Raw genomic sequence first — 20,336 nt, 5'->3', positions numbered from 1 at the left:
TGCTAAAATAGTCTAAAAAAAAGCGGAGGTTCTTTTAATCACAAAAGCACGCAACCATTAATGGTTACGTGCTCTTTTATAAAGTTAATTTTAGTCTTGCTCGATCAATGCTTTTACGCGAGCGACAACATTGTTGACAGAGAATCCATACTCTTCCATGATCTTTTCACCAGGCGCTGATGCACCAAATGTATCGATCGCAAGTACTTCTCCCTCGTCACCAACATAACGGTGCCAGCCAAGTGAAGAGCCCATTTCGATTCCTAGACGCTTCTTGACAGACTTTGGAATGACACTTTCTTTGTATTCCTTTGATTGCTGCTCGAAGCGATCCCATGCAGGCATGCTGACAACCGCAATGTCGATGCCTTCAGAAGCTAAAGCCTCTTGTGCCTTAACTGCAAGTCCTACTTCTGAACCTGCTGCAAGGATCAATGCATCTGCTGTTTCTTTTCCAGCTGGAGAGATGACATAAGCACCTTTTGAAACGCCTTCGTACGCATTCTTGTCCGTATTCTTGATTGTCGGCAGGTTTTGGCGAGTCAGCACCAGAGCTGTAGGATTCTTAGTTGATTCAACTGCCAGCTTCCATGCAGCTGCTGTTTCGTTGCCATCCGCAGGACGAATCACTGACAGGTTTGGCATTGCGCGAAGTCCGGCAAGCTGTTCTACAGGTTCGTGGGTTGGACCATCTTCCCCAACCGCGATGCTGTCATGTGTGAACACAAAGGTTACAGGCAATCCCATTAACGCAGCAAGTCTGATTGCTGGTTTCAGGTAATCAGAGAATACGAAGAATGTTCCGCCAAACACCTTAAGGCCTCCGTGAAGTGCCATACCGTTCATAGCTGCTCCCATGGCGAATTCACGCACCCCGAACCAGATATTGCGGCCTTCGAATGAACCTGGGAAGAAATCGCCTGTTCCCTTGATCATTGTTTTGTTTGAACCAGCAAGGTCAGCTGATCCGCCAATCAAGTAAGGAAGGTTTTTCGCAATGCCGTTAAGTGCTTCACCAGAAGATGCACGGCTCGCAAGGCTCTTGCCTTCTTCGTATACTGGAATGTCCTTATCCCATCCATCTACTAACTCACCCTTTATAGCTTTTTCAAGCTGGGCACCCAGTTCTGGATACTCCCTCTTATATTGAGAGAATTGTTCATTCCAAGCTTGTTCTGTTTGTTCACCTTTATCAGCGATTTGCTGTTTGAAGTGATCATAAACTTCACTTGGTACATGGAAGTCTTCTTCAAATGTCCATTTGTAAGCTTCCTTTGTAAGTTTCAATTCATCGGCGCCAAGTGGGGCACCGTGAACATCTGATTTACCAGAGAGGTTAGGTGAACCATATCCGATGATGGTCTTAACTTCTATCATGGTCGGACGATCTGCATCTGTTTTTGCTTCCTCGATCGCCTTTGCGATTTCATCGAGATTATTGCCATCTTCAACGCGGATATATTGCCATCCGTATGCTTTAAAACGGCCCTCAACACTTTCAGAGAATGACTTATTAAGATCGCCATCCAGTGAGATATCGTTTGAATCATATAGAACAATCATTTTACCCAATTTAAGGTGAGCTGCAAGTGAAGCTGCCTCAGCAGAAACGCCTTCCATAAGATCGCCATCACCGCAGATACTATATGTATAGTGATCAACGATATTGTAGTTATCCTTATTATAAACAGCAGCCAGGTGACGTTCAGCCATCGCCATACCAACCGCCATGGCAATTCCCTGGCCAAGCGGTCCGGTTGTTGCGTCTACACCGGCAGTGTGTCCAAACTCAGGATGTCCTGGTGTCTTGCTTCCCCACTGACGGAATTGCTTAATATCTTCCATTGATAGATCATAACCTGCAAGGTGCAGTAAGCTGTATAGCAGCATAGATCCGTGTCCGGCAGACAAGACAAACCGATCGCGGTTGAACCATTCTGGATTCTTAGGGTTGATATTCATATAACGAGTCCATAATGTGTAAGCCATCGGTGCTGCCCCCATCGGCATGCCTGGATGGCCGGAATTTGCTTTTTCAATCGCATCAATTGATAAAGTACGAATGGAATCAATTGAAAGCATATCAATTTCTTTAAACATTTAATACATCCTTTCTATAGGTACTGGCTACATCATTAATATTATAGCGAGAGAAATTATTATACAACAAATTATGCCTGAAGGAGACAGAAAACGCCGTATTGTTATTTATTTTGACACATACTCGCTGTACTTATGTAAGCAAACGCTTCAGATGAAGACGGAATATAGATTTTGACATAGAAGCTAAGAGGCCTTTAAAATTGTTCCATTGCTGATTTTTCACTTCAGTAGTCGAATATAACATTCAGTTTTTTCATCTGTCATGCTTCCAAAATAAAAATGGAATACATTCTCTCATGTATTCCAAATTGAATATATTAATGAAGTTTATTCTTCAATTTTTCTTCTTTTAGTTTTTCAGGTGTAACATCATTGCCTTCTGGATCAACAATGGTAACTCCCTTTAGTGTATTCAGCATAGAAGAACGGAATGACTGGAGATACTCGGCTCGAAGCTTTGTCTGTTCCTTTGCTTCCTCTTCTGTCAGCGTTGATGTTTTTGCTTTCCTTGCCAGTTCATTGATTCTAGCAATTTTATCACTTGATAGCATTGTAAAGCTCCTTTGTGTAAAAAATTACGTCAAATGACATCTTACTAAATTTTTTCTAGTTTTACAAGAAAGGAGCCTCATTCCTCATTTGATTCTATATGTTCAAGGTATCGCCGATTCACTGTTGCCTTGGATACATTGTAGCCAAATCCTTTCAGAGTAGCGGCAATTTCAGCAAAAGTAAGGCCATTATTCCGCAGCCTGACAATCTCTGCTATCGGCATATCTTTACGTTCCCTGCCGGAATGCTCGCCCTGATTTTTGAGATTGCGCTGAGGCTTGTATCCATGTTCAACCGCACGTTTCATTCCGCGTTTAATCTTTATGTTATGGATTTTCCTCTGATATTCTTCTACCATACTGACAATCTGGAGCACCATGGAATCCGATTCAGAAAGCTGAAGTTCCCCGCTGTGAGAGATGCTGTATAACTTAACGTTCTCCTTTAATATGCAATGGAGAATAGCTACCTTTGCATTACCCCTGCCAAGTCTGGTCTCATCCTGAATCAATACGGCACCGACTGACTTGTCCTTTATCAGCTCCAGCAGTTCAAGGATCCCGTCCCTTTCAAGGTCATACCCGCTGGCTTGTTCCTTGATGATGTTCATCACTTCAAATCCATACTGTTCTGCAAGGCGGAGCAATTCTTCCTCCTGCCTGGCAAGCGAAGTTTCCTGCGTTTCTTTCGTGGTACTTACCCGGCAATAAATAATCGCTTTCATGCTGTCACCTGATTCTATGTACAAATTATCTTTCAGCCCCGGCAATCTGTGTTGGCTCCAGATATTCAGCCGTCACCGGGATGACAAGTTCATCTCCCGGAAAAACCCTTTCTCCAACAATCCCATTTTCCTTTTCTACCCAGCTCACGAAATCATTTTTCGATAAACGATGCTCACTGGCGTACGTCTCTGCAATCTCCCATAGTGACTGCCCTTCTTCTATAGTAACAGTTATGTATGCATCATCGTTATGTAAATTTGCTTTTGCCACCAGCGAAAAAATCAGGCTGACAGCAAGAAGGATTAAAGCGTAAGAATAGTTTTCCCATAGTCTTTTCATAATCGACACTCCCTAACGAATATATGTTCGCCTATTTGATTTTTATTATAATACGAACATTTGTTTTGTGTCAACTCAAAATTCGAACTTATGTTTGTATCTATCAAATAGACATGGTATAATTAGGACAAGAAAAAATACGAGGTGCGTGAATATGACAAAGTTATCAAAGCGGCAACAAGATATTTTTGAATTCATAAAAGGTGAAGTCAAGAAAAAAGGATATCCGCCATCCGTACGTGAAATCGGCGAAGCAGTTGGACTGGCATCAAGTTCCACGGTACACGGCCACCTTGCAAGGCTCGAAAGCAAAGGGCTGATCAGACGCGATCCAACAAAACCGCGTGCAATTGAAATACTGGAAATCGAAGAGGAAAACCGTATCCCTAAATATAATGTTGTCAACGTGCCTGTTGTCGGTAAAGTAACAGCCGGTATGCCAATTACGGCTATTGAGAATGTTGAAGAATACTTCCCGCTTCCAGACCGCCTTGTTCCTCATGATGAGCAGGTTTTCATGCTCGAAATCATGGGTGACAGTATGATAGAGGCTGGTATCCTGGATGGAGATTATGTAATCGTCAAGCAGCAAAAGACAGCCAATAACGGAGACATTGTAGTAGCAATGACTGAGGATGACGAAGCAACTGTTAAACGTTTCTTCAAGGAGAAGGACTATTTCAGGCTCCAGCCGGAAAATTCATCAATGGAACCGATTATCCTTCGGAATGTATCGATTCTTGGTAAAGTCATTGGTGTATACCGTCATATGCACTAAAAAGCAAGCGGACTCCGCTTGCTTTTTTTCGTTCTATCAAACTTTTATTTTTTTAAAGGTTCTATGAAAAAAGCATATTCCTTTCCAAAGTAGGTACAAGCCCTGACAACTTGTCCCTTTCCGAATAAGATATCGTGTATTTTAGCTATGGAAGAAGTTTAAGCTCGAATGGGATCCAATCTAATAATAACGATTCAGCAGGAGTTTTTTACTCTAACCGCAACAACAAACAGGTAAGGGCGACAATTGATTTTGAAGATCTTTGCCGTGCTGACCGTCGTTGCATTATCAATGACTTGGTTGCTGGTGCTCAGGATGAGAATGATCGTGACCGCGATGATAGAAAGTGCGGATGCAGAGACTAATTTCCGCAAAAAAATCCCGAAAGGCTTGGACCTTTCGGGATTTCCCCTATACTAATGAATGCCACTAACAGGAAGCACTGCTGTTATTTCTTCCATAAATTCTGCTTTTTGCTTACCAGTAAGCCATAAATGGACGGCACCTTCGTCCTGGCTGCTCCTGATCAACCTGCCTATTCCCTGTCTTAACCGAAGCAGCATGTATGGAACGTCTACTTCTGCAGAAGGGTTGGCCGCATGCTTCCTTTTTGCCTGGAAGACCGGGTCATGAGGCGGGAATGGCAATGAAGCAATGATGACCTGGGTCAATGATTCACCGGGGACATCAAGACCTTCCCATAAACTGTATGAGCAAAGTACAGTGCTTTTGACATTCTGGAAGTCTTTTACGGTTTCACTAATCTCACGGTCGCCTTCAAACAGGATGTCAAAATCCCACTCCTGTTGATCGGACCATACTCTGAACCTTTCCATTTCCTGCATGGAAGAAAACAAAACCAGTGAGCTCCCGCTTGCAGTACGCAGATCCGTACCTATTTTCTCCCATTTTTGATTTTCAGCATCCTGAACATGCACTTTAATTTCCATTTGCTCTTGATAATCAAACGGTGATGCAACCGTGAAGGAAGTATATTTTTCAATTCCGAGACTCTTCGCTATATAGTTGAAGTCCCCTACCTGGGATAAAGTTGCTGAAGAAAAAACAAACGGGATATTTTGTGCAAAAACTTCTTTTTTCAGAATGTCCTCTACCAGACGAGGCATGATGACGAGTGAAGACTGAACTTCATTCTCTTCAAGCCAGAAAATCCCTTCATCGTTCTTCAGGAAGATCGATAGACCATATGCAAAAAACTCGAGATATTCTTCCATGATTTTTAAGTGGTATTCATCAATCAGGAACATTTCTGCGTCAAATACCAGCTGGTCCATTAATTCGCTGACCTTCTTTTCCAAAGTTTCAGCTGTCTTCCTGATTGCAGGATGCTTCGCAACTTCTTTTCGATTCGAACCCTCAACAGCAGTAGAGTTCTCAACCAGCAGGTCGAACCATGAGTCATGCAGCTCTATGATGTCCTCGATTAAATAGAGAGATTCCTCCCTGACATCCTGATGCATATAGCCTGTTAACACAGTCGTCAGAGTTTGCGAATTAAATCTGTATGTCAGCCCTTTTTGCGCTGCGAATTCAAGCAGATGACCTTCATCAAATATGACGGTGCTCGCTTCAGGCAGCAAAGGCATCTGGCCCTCTCTTTTCCGTGATTCTTTTGTCCACACATGCTCCATGTAAAAATCATGAGAACAAATAATCAAGTCTCCGGCATGCCGGTAGTAATCACGATTCAATGTTTGCCCGCAGCGATGGCGCCAGCTGCATGTCGAGCATTGCTGAAGTGGATCCCACGCCATCTGAGACCATTTTTCATTGGTGACCCAAGGATATTCCTTTCGGTCACCGTACCGGCTGAATGAATTCATGGAAATGCCTTCATCAAAAATAAAATCTGGCAGTTGGTCATGGACATCAAGAATTTCCATGTCGTCAGAGGTGTTCGAAAGCTCATCAAGCTTCTTGATACATACATATTGCTCTCTCGCTTTTGCCAGCCGGACGTCCACTTTAAGTCCCAATGCCTGCTCGAGTTTTTCGATGTCTCCGCCCTCTTTTACAAGCTGTTCGATCAGTGTTTCATCTGAGCAGGATACAATTGCAGGCTTCCCCATATAACGAGCGTAGAGGATCGCGTAAATCAAGTAAACGAATGTCTTGCCTGTTCCTACACCAGCTTCCGCAAACACAATCCCTTTGTTCTTAAAGGCCTGTTCCACCTGGAAAGCCATATAAATCTGTTCGTCGCGCAACTCATAGCCCTTTTCAGGCAAAATATCATAAAAAACATCACCAATGTAATCCCCTAATAAATCAAAGAATGTATCATTTTTAGTGATGGTAAATGGAAGATTTTTTGTCATTCAGGTTCTCCTTGAAAATTGATTCTGGCAAAAAGCCAGTTTTAATCATAACAGAAAAAAGTGCTGGAAGTGAAAGAATTCATTCTGGTAAAAATTCTGATTGCCCTTTTGGAATTTTCTGTTATTATTATCTCAACTTTATACAAAGGAGTGGTCATATGAAAACTAAATATTTTATAAACCTGACCAAATTCATTCTTGCTGCATTGATTTTACTCAATCTTTATCAGTATAAAAAAATCACTGACCTAGAAATTCAGGCAGGATCTGAATTCCAGCGGACAGTAAGAGACTCTATATTTCTACTGGAGAACGATGCTGATCCGACCCTATGGATAAAGATCTTGAAAGAAGAGGATGGCGAATTCACGTTTGCCAGTCATCTAGGGGAACTCTCTATTCTAAGCCGACAATATTATATGATGAATGGAAAGATTTCAAATTTAGGAGAAGTCTGGGATCAACTTGCAGACCATTATAAGCACTTAGCGTTCAATATTAGAAATGGCAGAGATTACACACAAATTGAAGAGCAAATCAACAAAGATAGGGAGTTTCTAGTTATGTTGTTAAATGATATCGACTCAATTTCGGGTGAAAATGAAAAGCGTTATTACCGGGAATTTTCTGATTCTGACTCCAAAACTTCTAATTTGGTATGGAGGGAGTTTAAGAAATATGAAGAGCGATGATTATTTTATTCGTTCTGAAGTTATTAAAGATATTCATGGTATCAGGGTTTTAAATCAAGCGGCTTTTGTAAATGGTGAAAATGAAGCACGTTTGGTTGAACTAATCAGGGATTCCGAAAATTTCATTCCTGACTTAAGCATGGTAGCTGTTGACGAGAACGGAGAAATCATCGGACATATTCTTTTCAGCATCATCAGTCTTCTTGCAAAAAAAGGAGTGATCCCAACAATCGCTCTCGCTCCAATGGCTGTGAAGCCCGGATATCAAAATAGCGGAATCGGTTCAGCACTCGTCAAGGAAGGTTTAAATAAATGCAAGTCTTTAGGATATCAACATGTATTTGTACTTGGCCATCCGAATTTTTACCCTAAATTCGGGTTTCAGCCCTCGAAGAATTTCGGTGTCAACGCTCCCTTTCCAGTACCAAATGAAGTGTTCATGGCAATCGAGCTTGAGCAGGGCTCATTGAATGGTTTAGAAGGAAAAATAGAATATCCCCCAGCTTTTAGTGCAGTAAGCTGAAAAAAGTGCTCGTATTGGCACTTTTTCTTTTTGTGACCCTAAAAGCAATGACCTATTCACCTGGCAGCAATGCTGATTCCAGGTCATGAACTTCAGTTTTATCTGTTAACCTTCCATACCCTTCGTTTTCCATTCTGCTGATAATGGTGGCAGTTTCTCCCTCAAACCATACTCGGTATTCATACAAGCTTTCCGGCATATTTTTCTCTTCCTGGATGAAGAAAACCGCCAGTACATCTTCTTTCCTTGTCATTTCCGGCTTCGTCTTTGGGGACCATTTGATTTTTTGGAACGCTTGCTCTAGAGTTTGGAGCTCATCTTTAGAAGCAATTATTCTCTCCTCACCGTCTTTATTGCCATCCTTTGTTAGTTTTTGCACATCAACCCTGGTCAATTGCGGTTGGAAATCTGAACTGCAGCCAGTCATGAATATTATTAGGATCATTGTTAAAATAGCAAGCTTTTTCATTTAATCCCCTCGATTGCACTATTCTAATAGATACTACAATGTTGGATTAGCATCCATGATTCTTAGCACTTATAATTGGAATATCATTCAAAATAGTGAAGCCAGTATCATAACACCATTTCAATGATTCTCCTGAACTCTTCTTCATCCGTTTCCAGTCCTGCCTTTTTATGTAGAACTCTATATAATCTCATTACTTCTGGAAACATTAATGTTAATGCCCCCAAAATTTGTTCCTTTTCTCTTTTACAATGCCATTTGGCCAGCAAGGATAATTGCCGCTCATTCAATAAACTTCTTTCTCCTTCAACCTTAGACCAAACACCATATGAAGAATCCAGATGATTGCCGGCTTCCATATACCAGCCGCCAGCAATCAACCATCTTACCCGGTCCAGGTTTGCCAATGCATAGTACCAATCTTTTCGCATTACAGCGCGGTATGTTTCATGGTAAAAAGCCAATATCTTACCTTTCCAAAACTCAACAGCTTCTGAATCTAACACAATTTCAATCCTTGAAGATTCTTCGAAAATATCTGTTAATATATCACCAGGATCATACAAAACCTCCAAGCCTTTCAGCCAAATTGAAGGCTTCACTTGTCCTTTAGTTTTATACCAAGTGTCCGCTTTAACAAAGGAATCAAAATGTGCGACCACAACTGGTGAATCCGGGTGACTGTCTTCAAAAAATAAAACATTTCCCCAATTCAAAGAGCGCTGCCTTTTATTGCGAATAAAATCTTCCAGACTGATATCCTCAACAATAATATGTAAATCTATATCTGAATAGTTATCATAATTTCCTTTTGCCAATGACCCGCCAAGATAAATTGCCCTTACTTTTTCATCGCCAGTAAAGTCTGCAACTGCTTTTAGTAAAACTTCATGACGGTCTCTCGATAAATTCATATCCCTTTCAAAATGCTTAGTTTCTAATCCCGCACATTATATATCACTCCTTTATTATGATAATACATCATTACTTAATGCTGTTTAATTAACCCCCTAAATCAAAACTTGATGATTTAACATTGAGATTTATGATGTTATAATCATCTTCTTTTAACTCTTCCACTGAGGTAATGACTTCAAGGAACCGTTTGTAAAAATCATTGATTCCAGGCTGTTGATCAACGGCATGAATACTGTCAGTATAGCTTTTTTCGTCCTGATAGATATGCATCTCAATCCACTTTGAACTGTCTGCCTTGCTTTGTAAGTAAAGAGTTTGTTTATTTGTGAAACGCGAATAAATTTGCTCTGCTTTAACTTGAATCTCAAGGTAGTCCTTTTCCCTTTCTGGCTTAATGCTGTAACTATATGTTTTTACGAACATAATGGAGATTATCGTCCTTTATATTTTTCTTGAGTAAATCTCAATCCTTCCGGTCGAAATACTCTTTATGGTTCTTGGTCAGTTGAAACAATTCAAATTCATTTGATTCAATCAGTTTCTTAATTTGCTTGGCCTCGGTTATTGCGATGTTATATAATTCCTCATTAATCACTCCTGTTAAAAGTGCTTCCTCTAGTTCATCATGATCTTTATAGTAGATTTCTCCGGTTGGCATTATGATAATATCCAGAAACAAGTCATCCCAATAGGGACGGTTGTTTTCAACCCCATTTCTAAGGCAAATGTCGATATACCACTGAACAACCTCCCCTTGGGAATTGAACATGGTTGTGACGGAATGGCGTTTTCCTTCTGGAAAATGCTGCAGCCAGGTAAATCCATCGTTTACTATACAAACCTTTTTATCTTCGTATTGAAAAAATAATGGTTCAGTGACTTTATTTACTTTCAATGAAGTTACATACCCTCGGAAGCCATCCTCTTCAAAAAATCCCTGTTTGAACTCCTTCTGGCTAACCCTTATCCAATCGGCGCGGTCACCGTACCTTCTTTTTAGCAAAGTCTCATTCATATAAATCTCCCATATTATTAGTCAACGGAATATTAAATTCTTGCAGCTTTTCCATAATTCTATGCTTGTTATAAGATACCTTGCTGTTATTTGGCAATTCAATCACTTTCCCATCGTTGGTGGTAAACATATAATGATCGGATACAGTTACTCCTTTGGTTTTGACGAATATCTCCTCAGCTTGCTTAATATCCTTCCAGCCATACGAATGTATATCATTGAAACTTTTTGCCTCATTAAAATGCAATCCCTCGTCATTAAGATAGTAATAATTCGAAATACCAAACATAAAGAATGGTACGCTTCCGAACATGAGAACAATAATGAGCCACTTGATCCCTTTCCGTTCAAATTTCCATTGAACAAACAAATATATGAGCAGGGTAACAGCAAGCCAAAGCATGCCGATCATGAACAGAATGTAAGCTGAGGGCGGTGTCGCATAAAACCATTTATCTTTAGTCAGGTACAGATAATCCTGTATAAAATAAACGAAAACGAGAGGCATGAATAAACTGCTGATGATCAGAATGATCGCCGAAACAAGAATTATATTCGAGGTATTCTCGGATTTGAGGGATAATTTAGCCATAACTATTTCCTCCTTTTACCAATATAAATAATATACGGGTAAAAGGGAAGGAAGGTTTCAAAAAAATCTGATTATTCGAGCTCTTCCTCATCCTTTAGATAATTTCTTCTTCCAGTCCTTTCACTGTTCTAATGAAAATAAGTAGGTATAATGAAAAAAACATAATTCCACCCATAAAAAATACTCAATAAAAAAGGACCCTTCTCCATTAATGACACCCTATCTGGTAAATTTGAAGCTAAAGATTCAAGCTGAACCAGCGGCCATGACCCTCGGTTTCCCCGATTGTGTTCAGGCTTTCTTTTCCATCCAGATAGTAATCCAGGTGGAGCCTTGAGTCGTAGATATTATTGTAAATATGAAAGATGTCCCTTCTTTCACCAATCTCTTTTACTTGGTCCAAAAGCTTTTTCTTGGTTGTGCCGGGCATTTGGTTGGCAACATGGGTATGAAAAACGCAGATTACCTGCTCATCAGGGATTTCACCAGCAAGGGAGCTGAGCATTTCTGCTCCATCCCCTTCTATTAATCTCAAAGACTGGTTAGCCACAAAGTTCGCTGCTTTTTCAAACAGTTCCCGCCTTTCATGATGTTCCGGCCAAATGAGAGCATTAAGCCAAAGATAATCCTCCATATTCTTCACATCATTAATATGCAGGTCGATTCCAATCCTCGTCTTCACCTTAGGGATGTCCATTTCACTAAATAGATTATTTTGTCCTTCGATCTTTGATGTTAAGTGAACAGGCGAATCAGTTTTCCCATATATTTGGCCTGTACCATATGAATAGCTATATTGATCCAGGAAAAGCTGCAAGCCCGCACTAGTCCCGATTTCAATCAAGGCCAATGGTTTTTGGACCATTCGGTAAATATGGCTGAAAACCGGGTATAGATAAGAACAGCGCCTTACCTCATTTGTCTGAACGATTTTGCTTTCAATTATCTCAGTGATCTCTTCTCTATATTCCCGGCAAAAATCCACGAAAGCAGCAAAAGCTTCATCACTCTCCCGTGGATTGTCAGTCAGGCTTGGGTAAAATTCAGCAAGTGGATGCTCATACCCTTGCATCAGCAAATAATGTACTGCCCCCAAAAGCAAATTTGGCACCGGCTGGCCAATCCTCACTTTACTTGCAAGTTCAAGCATTTCCCGATCCTCAGCTATTTTTAAAGAAAGACATTCATATAATGGACTTGATCCCCAGCATTCATGAACAGCAAAATGTTTAAACTTCTCGAAAATCTTTGAATCCATATCGATCCCCCCGAATGATGATCAGTCCCACCATAAGAATAATTTCTTCGACTCTTTCAATTCTTCCATTAATCCATTGATTGAACCTGACCCTTGCTCAACGATGTCTGGACAGAATTTATACATTTCGGTGGCGAAAGACCTCAAATTTTTACCATCAGGAATTACCTGGAACGTGGCTTCCACCCAGTCAAAATCCGCCCCTATGATGGTGAATGGATACCTGAGATGCCACTCCTTCAGTTTGGAAACAACCATTTCGTTGCTAATATCATAGTTATCTCCATTGGTTTGCTGAATTTTAATGATGTCAAACTGGTCTGAAACTTGGCTGATACACACCTTATTATGTTCGGTATCACATATAAAAGGGAGGAATCCTAATACCTCCATTTCCTTTCTCATTTTTAAAACAAGATTTTCCGCTTGATCCTGTTTTACCTCCATACAGACTCCTATGATTTCTCCCCTCTTATCTGTATACAGATCTGTTTTATAGAACGGCTTCAACTTGCCAGTGGTGAATTTACTTATGATGGAAAGCACCTCATCAGGAATCCCCAGGTCAGCTATATTACTGTCTTGGTTTGAACCTCCGCCAATGCTAAATATTTTTTTCCAATTCATTCACTATCACCTTCTATACAAAATGGAGCGTCCACCAATTGATGACATGTTAGGACTTTATCGGCTTTCACCCTCGGATTGAGCTTTTCCAGATAATAATCCTCCGCTTTCCAATATCTATTCTCGAACTTTTCGATATTCTTCCGAGTTCGGGCATTTTCCCTCCGAAATCTTATTTCACGTGGGCAATCGATAAAAATGGCATAGTCCAGATACGCTTTCCATTCTTCCCGCTGCAGGAATATCCCTTCGACCAAAACAACCTTCTTGCCTGTTAAGTCCAGCTTTTTATATACTTGCTGATCCAGTTGCTCATCATAGAATGGAAGCACCAGTTCATTTTCTTGTTGGAGTTTTTCAAATAATATTTCCTCCAGTTTCTCAACTTCCCACTGCAAGTAATAATACTCCTTCCACTCCGCTTCACCGGTTCCATATCTTTTCGTCCGATCGACAATATGGTCATCCAAATGGATGATCTGGCTTTTCATTTCGTATTCTTCGAGCAATGCAGCCAACTTCTTTACAATGGTCGTTTTCCCTGACCGGCTGAGCCCGTCAATGCCAATGATCAATCTATGCTTATGATTACTCATCGACATGAATTCACTGACTAACTTTTCTAAGATATTCAAATTTGCCTACCTCTCAATTCACTGAAGAAATTCCTTAACATATTCGATATCCGACCTTACATTTCCTTTTTTAGGCAAAAAAACAACCACCTTAATTGGTGGCCTTCATTGTCGAAGATTGAACATAACGCTCGGCTTCCTCTATGCTTTCCTTTAACCAGATTGGTGCTTTTGAATTTGCATAAATTTCTTCTGCAGACATCCAATATACCGCCTCCACCTCATCCGGACTTTTTGCAAACGGTTCTCCTGTTTCAATGACACAATGGAACACCAGGTCGAGTACTTCTCTCCCGTCAGGCAGTACAAACGAGCTGCTTCGCAGATATTTCAAATTGCAATTAATTTCGATTCCGACTTCCTCAAATAGCTCCCTTTTCAAGGTCCGCTCAAGCAAGTCTTTAGAAAATCCTTCATTTTCTACTTTGCCGCCAACAAGTGATAATTGCCCTCCAGCGTGTTCTTCCTTTGTACTCCTCTCAATAATGAGCCATTTTCCCTCTCTCTGGATCGCACCTTCCACATTCAATATAAACATTTTTGTCCTCCTCTTTAACAAATCATTCTTAATGCTTCAGACGCCCGTATCAAATGCGTTCTTTATGACTTTAGGCCTGTAACTTTTCCAAAATGGACAATAAAACATTATCTTCCAAAAAGTTACACATATTATTTACCATATAAATATACTGAAAATTCGATAAATTTACGCATGCTTTTCCACCATTAATACTTGTATAATAGTAATACATCCAGAATTACCTAAGGTCGACCAACAAAAATCTGGACTTTAGGAGAGTGATCAATTTGTTAGAAAACATGATTTTCGCAATGGTCATTGGTGGATTTGTTGGACTGACGGCACATGTAAGAAAACGCGGCAAAATCATCATGCCAAGAAAAACAAAGAAATTTATCTACCTCGGTTTTCTTGAAGAAATCCTTACAGGTTCCTTAGCAGCAGCACTGTTGGTAGTCTCATCCGAGGCTGACTCAATGCTCCGGGTATTTTTAATGTCCATAATGGCTGGTTTCGGGGGGGATGCCTTACTAAGAGGACTGGAATTATTCCGAATAAGCAGCGGTAATAATGGCGGGGAGGATATTGGCAATGAAAAAACCAATACCTCAGCCTGAGAGAAAGAAGTTTGCTAACGCCACTGGTCAAGCAGCTTCCTGAGTGCTTGTTTTTTTTTGATAAAAATGAACTTGGGAAATTTTAAGCCACTCCATTTATCCCCAAATATTCCTCAAAAATCCCTTTTAAATGCCATGCTAAATCATAATTGGAATATGAATCTTCAGTTCAGGTGCATCTTTTAAAGGATCAAAGCTTCCTGGATACTCTTCCAGATGCTCCAAATCATTTTGTATTAAGGTATAACCTTTTTCTTTGACCCAAGTATACAAACTTGTATATGCTTCATGCACTGCTGATCCTTTATATTCTAAGCTGGCAAATGTATACGCCGGAACCGTAATGAACTCCATTTCTTCAGGTATAGACTGAGTATCTTTCACTTCAAGGGCAAGATAATATGTAAAGCCATGTTCTGTGTTGTGATAAGATAGCCCCAAAATGTTTTCAGGCTCGATAGCATTTTTAATCTGATTCTTTCTTTCAAGGAATTCGTGATGAAAAGTCTTAATTTCCCCTCTGGCTGCCTGTTCAAAAGTTCCAATCCATTTAACTCCCACTGCTTTAAATGCTTCTTTTTTGACTACCTTTGCTTGCATTTATATAGTCTCCTTTTTCCATACATTTTTGGCATCAGCAAGGGAAAAGTAAAATTAAAACATTGAGGAGAAACATGATGGACCTTAAACTTTTCCAGCTGATCAACAGACTATCCGGCCGTTATTCAACAGCGGATAAATTAATGATCCTTATTTCAAATCGTATACGTTATGTTTATCTTTTCATCATTGTAGTGATGCTGTTCAAGAACAGGTTCAACAAAAAAATCGCAATTGAAACGAGCCTTTCAGTGGCCGTCAGCTTGGCTGCCCAGTTCTTCATCCACTTATTTTACTTTAAACCGCGCCCATTCATGAACCGGCGCGTTGGAATTCTTATTCCTTCAAAAATGGATTCTTCCTTTCCAAGCAAGCATACAATGCTCGCTTTCGCAGCATCTACCACTATCCTGATGTTCCACCGGACCCTGGGGACAATCATGATGTGGATGTCGGCACTTACAGGTTTTTCTAGAATCTGGGTCGGACACCATTACCCATCTGATATTGTTGGAAGTGCCTTTCTTGGAACAATGATAAGCGTTGTGACGAGAATCTTTTCATTCGGTAAATCCGGAAACAAACCTGAGCCCAGCTAGTTACACGAATTTCGCATAAGTTCAAGTAATTCCGGTCTGCGATTTATTAAAAATACATCTTCAATTGGCAAAGTTAGGTACCAGGATTGCTGAAAAGAACCACACAAAACCAGGCTGTCATACAACAAAGCGATATTTAACCGGTTATTTTCACGAGTTGTTTTTACTAAGCCTGCCAGTTCCTTGTATAACTTGGTCATGGCATCCCCCTCAAAGACACGTTCAACCGCTATTTTGCCAGCAAAACTTATCCACCATACCAGGAAAGCCTTTGAGCTTTCCTCAAACCCAAACACTCCCGCAGCCGTACCTTGAAATAACCTTTGAAACAGAGCCTTCTCATCAGTTAGAATGCCATTATGGTCGAACCTCTTATTTAAGTTTTTTTGAAGCAAAGTTTCCCATACTTCCTTAAAGGCATCAACAAATTGAACATTCCCCAGTAATCCCCATTTGCTCGAATCAACATAAGGAAAAACCTGCCGATCCTCCTGATACCTATTCTGATTCAAATAGATATTCTGGAGAAAAACCATATAGTTTAAGGCATAAGGAGCATTTACTTCTATTTCAAATGCATTTTCTTGCATGTAATCACTATCCTTTAAGACTTATTGCCAATTAGCAATGCTTCTCAACTTTAAAATTTCAATACTTTTATTCTATCCAAAACCTTCTTACCACATTGCCATCTTCCTCAGTAAAGCTGACATCCTCTACTCCGCCATTATTGATTATGGTTCTTGCGGATCCAATATTGACAGCATCACAAACGACAAGGACTTTCTCGATTCCTAATTCCTTCGTTTTTTCCAGTGAATAGGCAAGGATTTTTGTCGCGTACCCTTGACGCCTTTCACTAGGTCGAATCCCATAGCCTATATGGCCGCCAATGTTGAATAGTTTCTCAGTGAGGCCATGCCTGATGTTGACTACACCCAATACTTTTTTGTTATCGTTTACAAGCCAGTATGTAGAGTCTTTAACCCAGCCTTTCGGAATGTTGACTCCTTTTTCATTATCCAGCAAGAATTGGACCATGCTAGGAAAATCCGCTGGGTCCCTTGCAATTACCCAGGGAATCATATCTTCTCCGCTGTCTTTCCACTCATGATAAAACTCAAGATACTCACTTTCCAAATCTTCTGTTGGCTTAATCAGATGAACTTTTTCTTCCATTAGCAAATCCCCCCTAGTTTTAACACGCACATATTTTCTACCGAATATAACCAACATCAGCCCAATAGATAACCCAGCTGCTATAAAAAAGCCTGAGGCATAAGAAGGAATACTAGTTTCTGGAACGCTGTCATTGATTTCAAAAACCCCAAGAAATGAATACCCATTCCATCTCCATCAACATCAGTCCCTAGCTTCCATAAGTCCATCCCTTGTTTTAAAAACAATACAGAAACAACAATTAAAACGATTGACGCAAGCCAGTATTTCATCTTATTTTCTGCTCCTTTTTAAAGCCACCATTTTCCCTGAGGAACCAGGATAGTCTCCATTTTGTGTTTTTCGTGAAACCAGTCCCTAATCAATGTTTTCTTTACCAAGTATTCAGAAGCCGCATGAGAAACGCCGATCAACGACATGTTGGATTCGCTGACATAATCCATCATCTGCTGATATTTCCTTTTCCCATAATCATTATCAATATGGCAATGGATTTCACCTGTGATATATGCCTGAACTCCTCTCTTTTCGGCCTCCTTCATCCAGTCAACCTTGTCACCGCAGCCCGCAACAATCGCTACTTTTGTAATCCGGTCATGTTTCTTGCCTTCTAGATCAACATATGGGATTTCGAAAATTTTCTCTAGTTTAGTAACAAGATCATCGGTACCGATTTCGTTTATTTCACAAATAAACACCAGGTCCTCCCCATTATTCCCTGGTAAAAACCCATCGATTTTCCTCCCGCCAAGGGATTGCTGAATCGCTACACTAGTCCCCAATTCTCGGTGAAAATCCAATGGTTCATGAACTGTATAAACGGATAGCTTTTTATCTATTATTCTGTTTAAGAATTCTTCTTTTATTGGTACAAACCCGCGTCCCCATTCCCCATTAGGATCACCACACTCCATCAGGAGAGAGTGGTGCATGAAAAGCAGGTCTCCTTCTGTGCTGGTACGGATAAAATATTCAAGTACCTCATCGGTTGGAAACACAGCCAGGAATACCTTGCTCACTTCAGGCGTCCCTTTAATCATTAGCCCGTTAAAAAGCTCAGTATATCTCTTTTCAAAAACTTCCTGCCACTTAAATCCCGTAGATTCATATGCAGCCGGGATGAACCTGCTAAAGCCTGGGTCCTTGCCAAATGACTCCACATCGAACTCCCTATTTAAAGCAATCACTAACTCTTCCAGATTCAAAAAACCACTCCCCATTTGTTTCAATTTAAGGTCTTATTGATTATTACGGACACTTTTAACTTCATTTCTCTCACTTTTGTCCGTCATAGTCCAGTTAATGGACACTTTTGACTTCGTTTCTCTCATTTATATCCGTCACCTCGGTGATGTAACTTTTGCATTAGTCTCTCTCACTTTTGACTTTCATTGAACATCTTTCTTCGGTCTATATGCTGCCAGCTGCTCTCCCCAAGGAGCGACTTTTGTCTCAACAAAGCCCGCTTTCATGTAGGTTGCTTTTGCACCTGCGTTTTCCTGGTTGTAGCCGATCATTATGAGCGGAATTCCAGCAGTGTTTTTCTTTTTGATCTCGTCAACGATCAATTTTACAGCTTCCGTTCCAAGCCCTTTTCCCTGATGTGCCTCATCGATCATCAGCCGATAAATCCAATAGTTATTGTCATCCGGGTCAATGCCATACATCGCAAAGCCCACCATCTGATCACCATCATAAATCCCGTAAGCTTAGAACTGGTCAAGGAACTGGACTTCAGCAATTGAATACAGGTTTGAAGCCATAAAAAGCTTTTGCTCTTCTTTAACTTTTAACTCGATTGCCTCCTCCCAGTTGTCCTTTGTTATTGGCTTTAAAGTTAACATCCTAAAATACTCCTTTGTATCTATAAAAATATAAAACTTATCCGATGATAATCACGTTGATATTTTAGCTAATTTTACCATTAGTTGAAAAATTCTCAACCTTTTTGGGGGAGTTTTTTATCAAGGACTTTTTTCGCAATAATCAAATCATACTAACGAACATTTAAGAATAATAGAAAGGCTGTCATGAATCTTCATGGCAGCCTTTACACTTCATTATTCGAAACTATCCGCTTCTGCTGGCAGTTTCCTGACTTTCAACAAGTACTCCCTCATTTTCTGCTCATTCTCCCTTGGATACTGATACCCCAAACTCTCCCCGACTTCCTGGGCCAGACGGCTGAACAGGTCTGCAGTCCTGAAAAGGGCTGCCCAGTTTTCTTCAATCCCGGCTCCTGCATAAGTCCCCTCCAATTCTGACCATGTATCGGGATCCAGGTAACGTTTGAACCAGCGCCCGAACTTGTTGGGATTTATTGACCAATCATATTTGACCCCAAGATACCATTCAATTGCTGGCTGAAGGTAATCGAATCGGATCACATTGTCGAGCATGAATTTTGCAAAATACAGTTCATCACGCCAGAGACTGTTGGCTACGTATGCCGTATCTCCCCAAAAACTGTGGATGATCTCAGCATAGATTTCTTCCGAGGGCCTCTTTGTGATAAAAGCCTTATAGGAAGGAGCGGGCATTCTTTTAGTGTAATCATCCTTGTCCAATAGGACTTTATAGCCATTATCATATTTTGCCGGCAGCTCTTTAAGCTTTGTGAGGCTCTTTATGAAATCATTGGTTGATATCTGAAAATCGATTTTTGTGCCATCCTCGTAAAGGACTAGACGCGTACGCCAGTTCCCGTCCTGCAAAACCACTTTCTTGATGAGCGTACCAAATTGATCGAGCCAGCCATCGTCACTCATAAAACCATCTAAATCATCCACAAAGATTTCGAAATCATAGTCGGTAAATAAGTCTGTGAAAGCGTGCGGGTTGGCTCGGGAACTTGTCATAAGAACTGTGCGTATATGATCATTTCGCTGTGCCCAATCAACCAGCAGGCTCAATATTTCTTTTTCCTGTTTCATCTGCTAATTTCTCCCTTTCGAAACCACTTTACATAATAACTTTATGATTAACAAAGTTATCTGGATGCAACCAATCGCTATTCACTTCTCCGGCTCTCGTTGTCTTTACTCAACCGTTCAACTTCTTTTTCCAAAAAATCTAGCCGTCGATGGATTCGGTAAATTATCGGCTAATATCCAATAATGACAATAACCAACCAGCCCATTGATTTCCCCCTCTAAAAAATACTATTTATTATACTTCTTTTATAATTTGATTTATCCTTTAATTATAGAGAACAAGCTTTTAATTATTTGAATTCGCCACCCCATTTTGATACAGT

The 20,336-nt window shown here is 40.4% G+C and carries 26 protein-coding genes and 1 pseudogene; 6 read left to right on the top strand and 21 right to left on the bottom strand.

Annotated features, from left to right (window positions below; all coding sequences use genetic code 11):
- Window positions 1-90: 90 nt before the first annotated feature.
- The 4 genes from tkt to yneA all read right to left on the bottom strand — a co-directional run bounded on the left by tkt (window position 91) and on the right by yneA (window position 3,719).
- On the bottom strand, window positions 91-2,100 hold the full coding sequence (gene tkt, locus QNH36_RS09985; protein ID WP_144475983.1) for a transketolase: 2,010 nt from the start codon (window positions 2,098-2,100) through the stop codon (window positions 91-93).
- Window positions 2,101-2,420: 320 nt separating this feature from the next.
- Complete coding sequence (locus tag QNH36_RS09980; RefSeq protein ID WP_283905109.1) at window positions 2,421-2,654, bottom strand: DUF896 domain-containing protein; 234 nt, start codon at window positions 2,652-2,654, stop codon at window positions 2,421-2,423.
- A 77-nt stretch (window positions 2,655-2,731) separates the two neighbouring features.
- Window positions 2,732-3,379, bottom strand: coding sequence for a YneB family resolvase-like protein (locus tag QNH36_RS09975; protein WP_144476083.1), 648 nt, complete (start codon window positions 3,377-3,379; stop codon window positions 2,732-2,734).
- A gap of 25 nt (window positions 3,380-3,404) precedes the next feature.
- Window positions 3,405-3,719: a cell division suppressor protein YneA gene (yneA, locus tag QNH36_RS09970; RefSeq protein ID WP_144475985.1), complete on the bottom strand. Its 315-nt coding sequence runs from the start codon at window positions 3,717-3,719 to the stop codon at window positions 3,405-3,407.
- Window positions 3,720-3,873: 154 nt separating this feature from the next.
- On the opposite strand from yneA, the gene lexA reads away from it, so the two are divergent.
- A complete protein-coding gene (gene lexA / locus QNH36_RS09965; RefSeq protein ID WP_144475986.1) occupies window positions 3,874-4,497 on the top strand; it encodes a transcriptional repressor LexA in 624 nt (207 codons plus the stop codon).
- A gap of 134 nt (window positions 4,498-4,631) precedes the next feature.
- Window positions 4,632-4,862, top strand: a complete 231-nt coding sequence (locus tag QNH36_RS09960) for a hypothetical protein (protein ID WP_283905108.1) — start codon at window positions 4,632-4,634, stop codon at window positions 4,860-4,862.
- Window positions 4,863-4,913: 51 nt separating this feature from the next.
- On the opposite strand, the gene QNH36_RS09955 is transcribed toward QNH36_RS09960, so the two are convergent.
- On the bottom strand, window positions 4,914-6,836 hold the full coding sequence (locus QNH36_RS09955) for an ATP-dependent DNA helicase (RefSeq protein WP_283905107.1): 1,923 nt from the start codon (window positions 6,834-6,836) through the stop codon (window positions 4,914-4,916).
- A 158-nt stretch (window positions 6,837-6,994) separates the two neighbouring features.
- Between QNH36_RS09955 and QNH36_RS09950 the strand changes: the two genes are divergently transcribed.
- Both QNH36_RS09950 and QNH36_RS09945 read left to right on the top strand, forming a co-directional pair.
- Window positions 6,995-7,528, top strand: a complete 534-nt coding sequence (locus QNH36_RS09950; RefSeq protein WP_144475988.1) for a hypothetical protein — start codon at window positions 6,995-6,997, stop codon at window positions 7,526-7,528.
- Entirely contained in the window at window positions 7,515-8,051 is a 537-nt protein-coding gene (locus tag QNH36_RS09945; RefSeq protein WP_144475989.1) for a GNAT family N-acetyltransferase, read from the top strand. The genes QNH36_RS09950 and QNH36_RS09945 overlap by 14 nt, the downstream gene beginning before the upstream one ends.
- 52 nt (window positions 8,052-8,103) lie before the next feature.
- Here QNH36_RS09945 and QNH36_RS09940 read toward each other — a convergent pair whose 3' ends face one another.
- From QNH36_RS09940 to QNH36_RS09900, 9 genes are all read right to left on the bottom strand, one after another.
- Entirely contained in the window at window positions 8,104-8,520 is a 417-nt protein-coding gene (locus QNH36_RS09940; protein WP_144475990.1) for a hypothetical protein, read from the bottom strand.
- Between the two features lie 107 nt (window positions 8,521-8,627).
- Complete coding sequence (locus QNH36_RS09935; RefSeq protein ID WP_144475991.1) at window positions 8,628-9,434, bottom strand: nucleotidyltransferase domain-containing protein; 807 nt, start codon at window positions 9,432-9,434, stop codon at window positions 8,628-8,630.
- Between the two features lie 88 nt (window positions 9,435-9,522).
- A complete protein-coding gene (locus QNH36_RS09930; RefSeq protein ID WP_251541818.1) occupies window positions 9,523-9,861 on the bottom strand; it encodes a hypothetical protein in 339 nt (112 codons plus the stop codon).
- 40 nt (window positions 9,862-9,901) lie between these two features.
- Window positions 9,902-10,453, bottom strand: a complete 552-nt coding sequence (locus QNH36_RS09925) for a ribonuclease FAU-1 family protein (protein ID WP_144475993.1) — start codon at window positions 10,451-10,453, stop codon at window positions 9,902-9,904.
- Window positions 10,446-11,045, bottom strand: coding sequence for a hypothetical protein (locus QNH36_RS09920; protein WP_144475994.1), 600 nt, complete (start codon window positions 11,043-11,045; stop codon window positions 10,446-10,448). Before QNH36_RS09920 ends, QNH36_RS09925 begins: the two co-directional genes overlap by 8 nt.
- 238 nt (window positions 11,046-11,283) lie before the next feature.
- Entirely contained in the window at window positions 11,284-12,303 is a 1,020-nt protein-coding gene (locus QNH36_RS09915) for a DUF2332 domain-containing protein (protein ID WP_283905106.1), read from the bottom strand.
- Window positions 12,304-12,324: 21 nt separating this feature from the next.
- A complete protein-coding gene (locus tag QNH36_RS09910; protein ID WP_144475996.1) occupies window positions 12,325-12,930 on the bottom strand; it encodes a DUF4253 domain-containing protein in 606 nt (201 codons plus the stop codon).
- Window positions 12,927-13,526 carry a kinase gene (locus QNH36_RS09905; protein ID WP_144476084.1) on the bottom strand — a complete coding sequence of 200 codons (600 nt, stop codon included), beginning with the start codon at window positions 13,524-13,526 and terminating at the stop codon, window positions 12,927-12,929. The genes QNH36_RS09910 and QNH36_RS09905 overlap by 4 nt, the downstream gene beginning before the upstream one ends.
- A 130-nt stretch (window positions 13,527-13,656) precedes the next feature.
- Window positions 13,657-14,103, bottom strand: coding sequence for an NUDIX hydrolase (locus QNH36_RS09900; RefSeq protein ID WP_283905105.1), 447 nt, complete (start codon window positions 14,101-14,103; stop codon window positions 13,657-13,659).
- Between the two features lie 269 nt (window positions 14,104-14,372).
- Between QNH36_RS09900 and QNH36_RS09895 the strand changes: the two genes are divergently transcribed.
- Window positions 14,373-14,702 (top strand): DUF4257 domain-containing protein, encoded by a 330-nt coding sequence (locus QNH36_RS09895; protein ID WP_144475998.1) that lies wholly within the window; start codon window positions 14,373-14,375, stop codon window positions 14,700-14,702.
- Between the two features lie 138 nt (window positions 14,703-14,840).
- Here QNH36_RS09895 and QNH36_RS09890 read toward each other — a convergent pair whose 3' ends face one another.
- Entirely contained in the window at window positions 14,841-15,302 is a 462-nt protein-coding gene (locus QNH36_RS09890; protein WP_283905104.1) for a GyrI-like domain-containing protein, read from the bottom strand.
- Window positions 15,303-15,376: 74 nt separating this feature from the next.
- Between QNH36_RS09890 and QNH36_RS09885 the strand changes: the two genes are divergently transcribed.
- Window positions 15,377-15,901 (top strand): undecaprenyl-diphosphatase, encoded by a 525-nt coding sequence (locus QNH36_RS09885; protein ID WP_313959711.1) that lies wholly within the window; start codon window positions 15,377-15,379, stop codon window positions 15,899-15,901.
- Here the strand turns inward: QNH36_RS09885 and QNH36_RS09880 are convergent.
- From QNH36_RS09880 to QNH36_RS09855, 6 genes and pseudogenes are all read right to left on the bottom strand, one after another.
- Window positions 15,898-16,491 (bottom strand): hypothetical protein, encoded by a 594-nt coding sequence (locus tag QNH36_RS09880; protein ID WP_283905103.1) that lies wholly within the window; start codon window positions 16,489-16,491, stop codon window positions 15,898-15,900. The genes QNH36_RS09885 and QNH36_RS09880 overlap by 4 nt on opposite strands.
- 67 nt (window positions 16,492-16,558) lie before the next feature.
- The gene (locus QNH36_RS09875) at window positions 16,559-17,080 is read right to left on the bottom strand and encodes a GNAT family N-acetyltransferase (protein WP_144476001.1); all 522 of its coding nucleotides are present in this window, start codon (window positions 17,078-17,080) and stop codon (window positions 16,559-16,561) included.
- Between the two features lie 80 nt (window positions 17,081-17,160).
- Window positions 17,161-17,352: a hypothetical protein gene (locus QNH36_RS09870; RefSeq protein ID WP_283905102.1), complete on the bottom strand. Its 192-nt coding sequence runs from the start codon at window positions 17,350-17,352 to the stop codon at window positions 17,161-17,163.
- An 18-nt stretch (window positions 17,353-17,370) separates the two neighbouring features.
- Window positions 17,371-18,300 carry a Nif3-like dinuclear metal center hexameric protein gene (locus QNH36_RS09865; RefSeq protein WP_283905388.1) on the bottom strand — a complete coding sequence of 310 codons (930 nt, stop codon included), beginning with the start codon at window positions 18,298-18,300 and terminating at the stop codon, window positions 17,371-17,373.
- A 168-nt stretch (window positions 18,301-18,468) separates the two neighbouring features.
- Window positions 18,469-18,924 (bottom strand): annotated as a pseudogene (locus tag QNH36_RS09860) (GNAT family N-acetyltransferase).
- Window positions 18,925-19,140: 216 nt separating this feature from the next.
- On the bottom strand, window positions 19,141-20,013 hold the full coding sequence (locus tag QNH36_RS09855) for an aminoglycoside 6-adenylyltransferase (protein ID WP_283905101.1): 873 nt from the start codon (window positions 20,011-20,013) through the stop codon (window positions 19,141-19,143).
- Window positions 20,014-20,336: the final 323 nt, after the last annotated feature.

The organism is Mesobacillus sp. AQ2 (genome assembly GCF_030122805.1).
Taxonomy (GTDB): Bacteria; Bacillota; Bacilli; order Bacillales; family Cytobacillaceae; genus Mesobacillus; species Mesobacillus oceanisediminis_A.
This window is presented reverse-complemented; position numbering and strand designations above follow the sequence as displayed.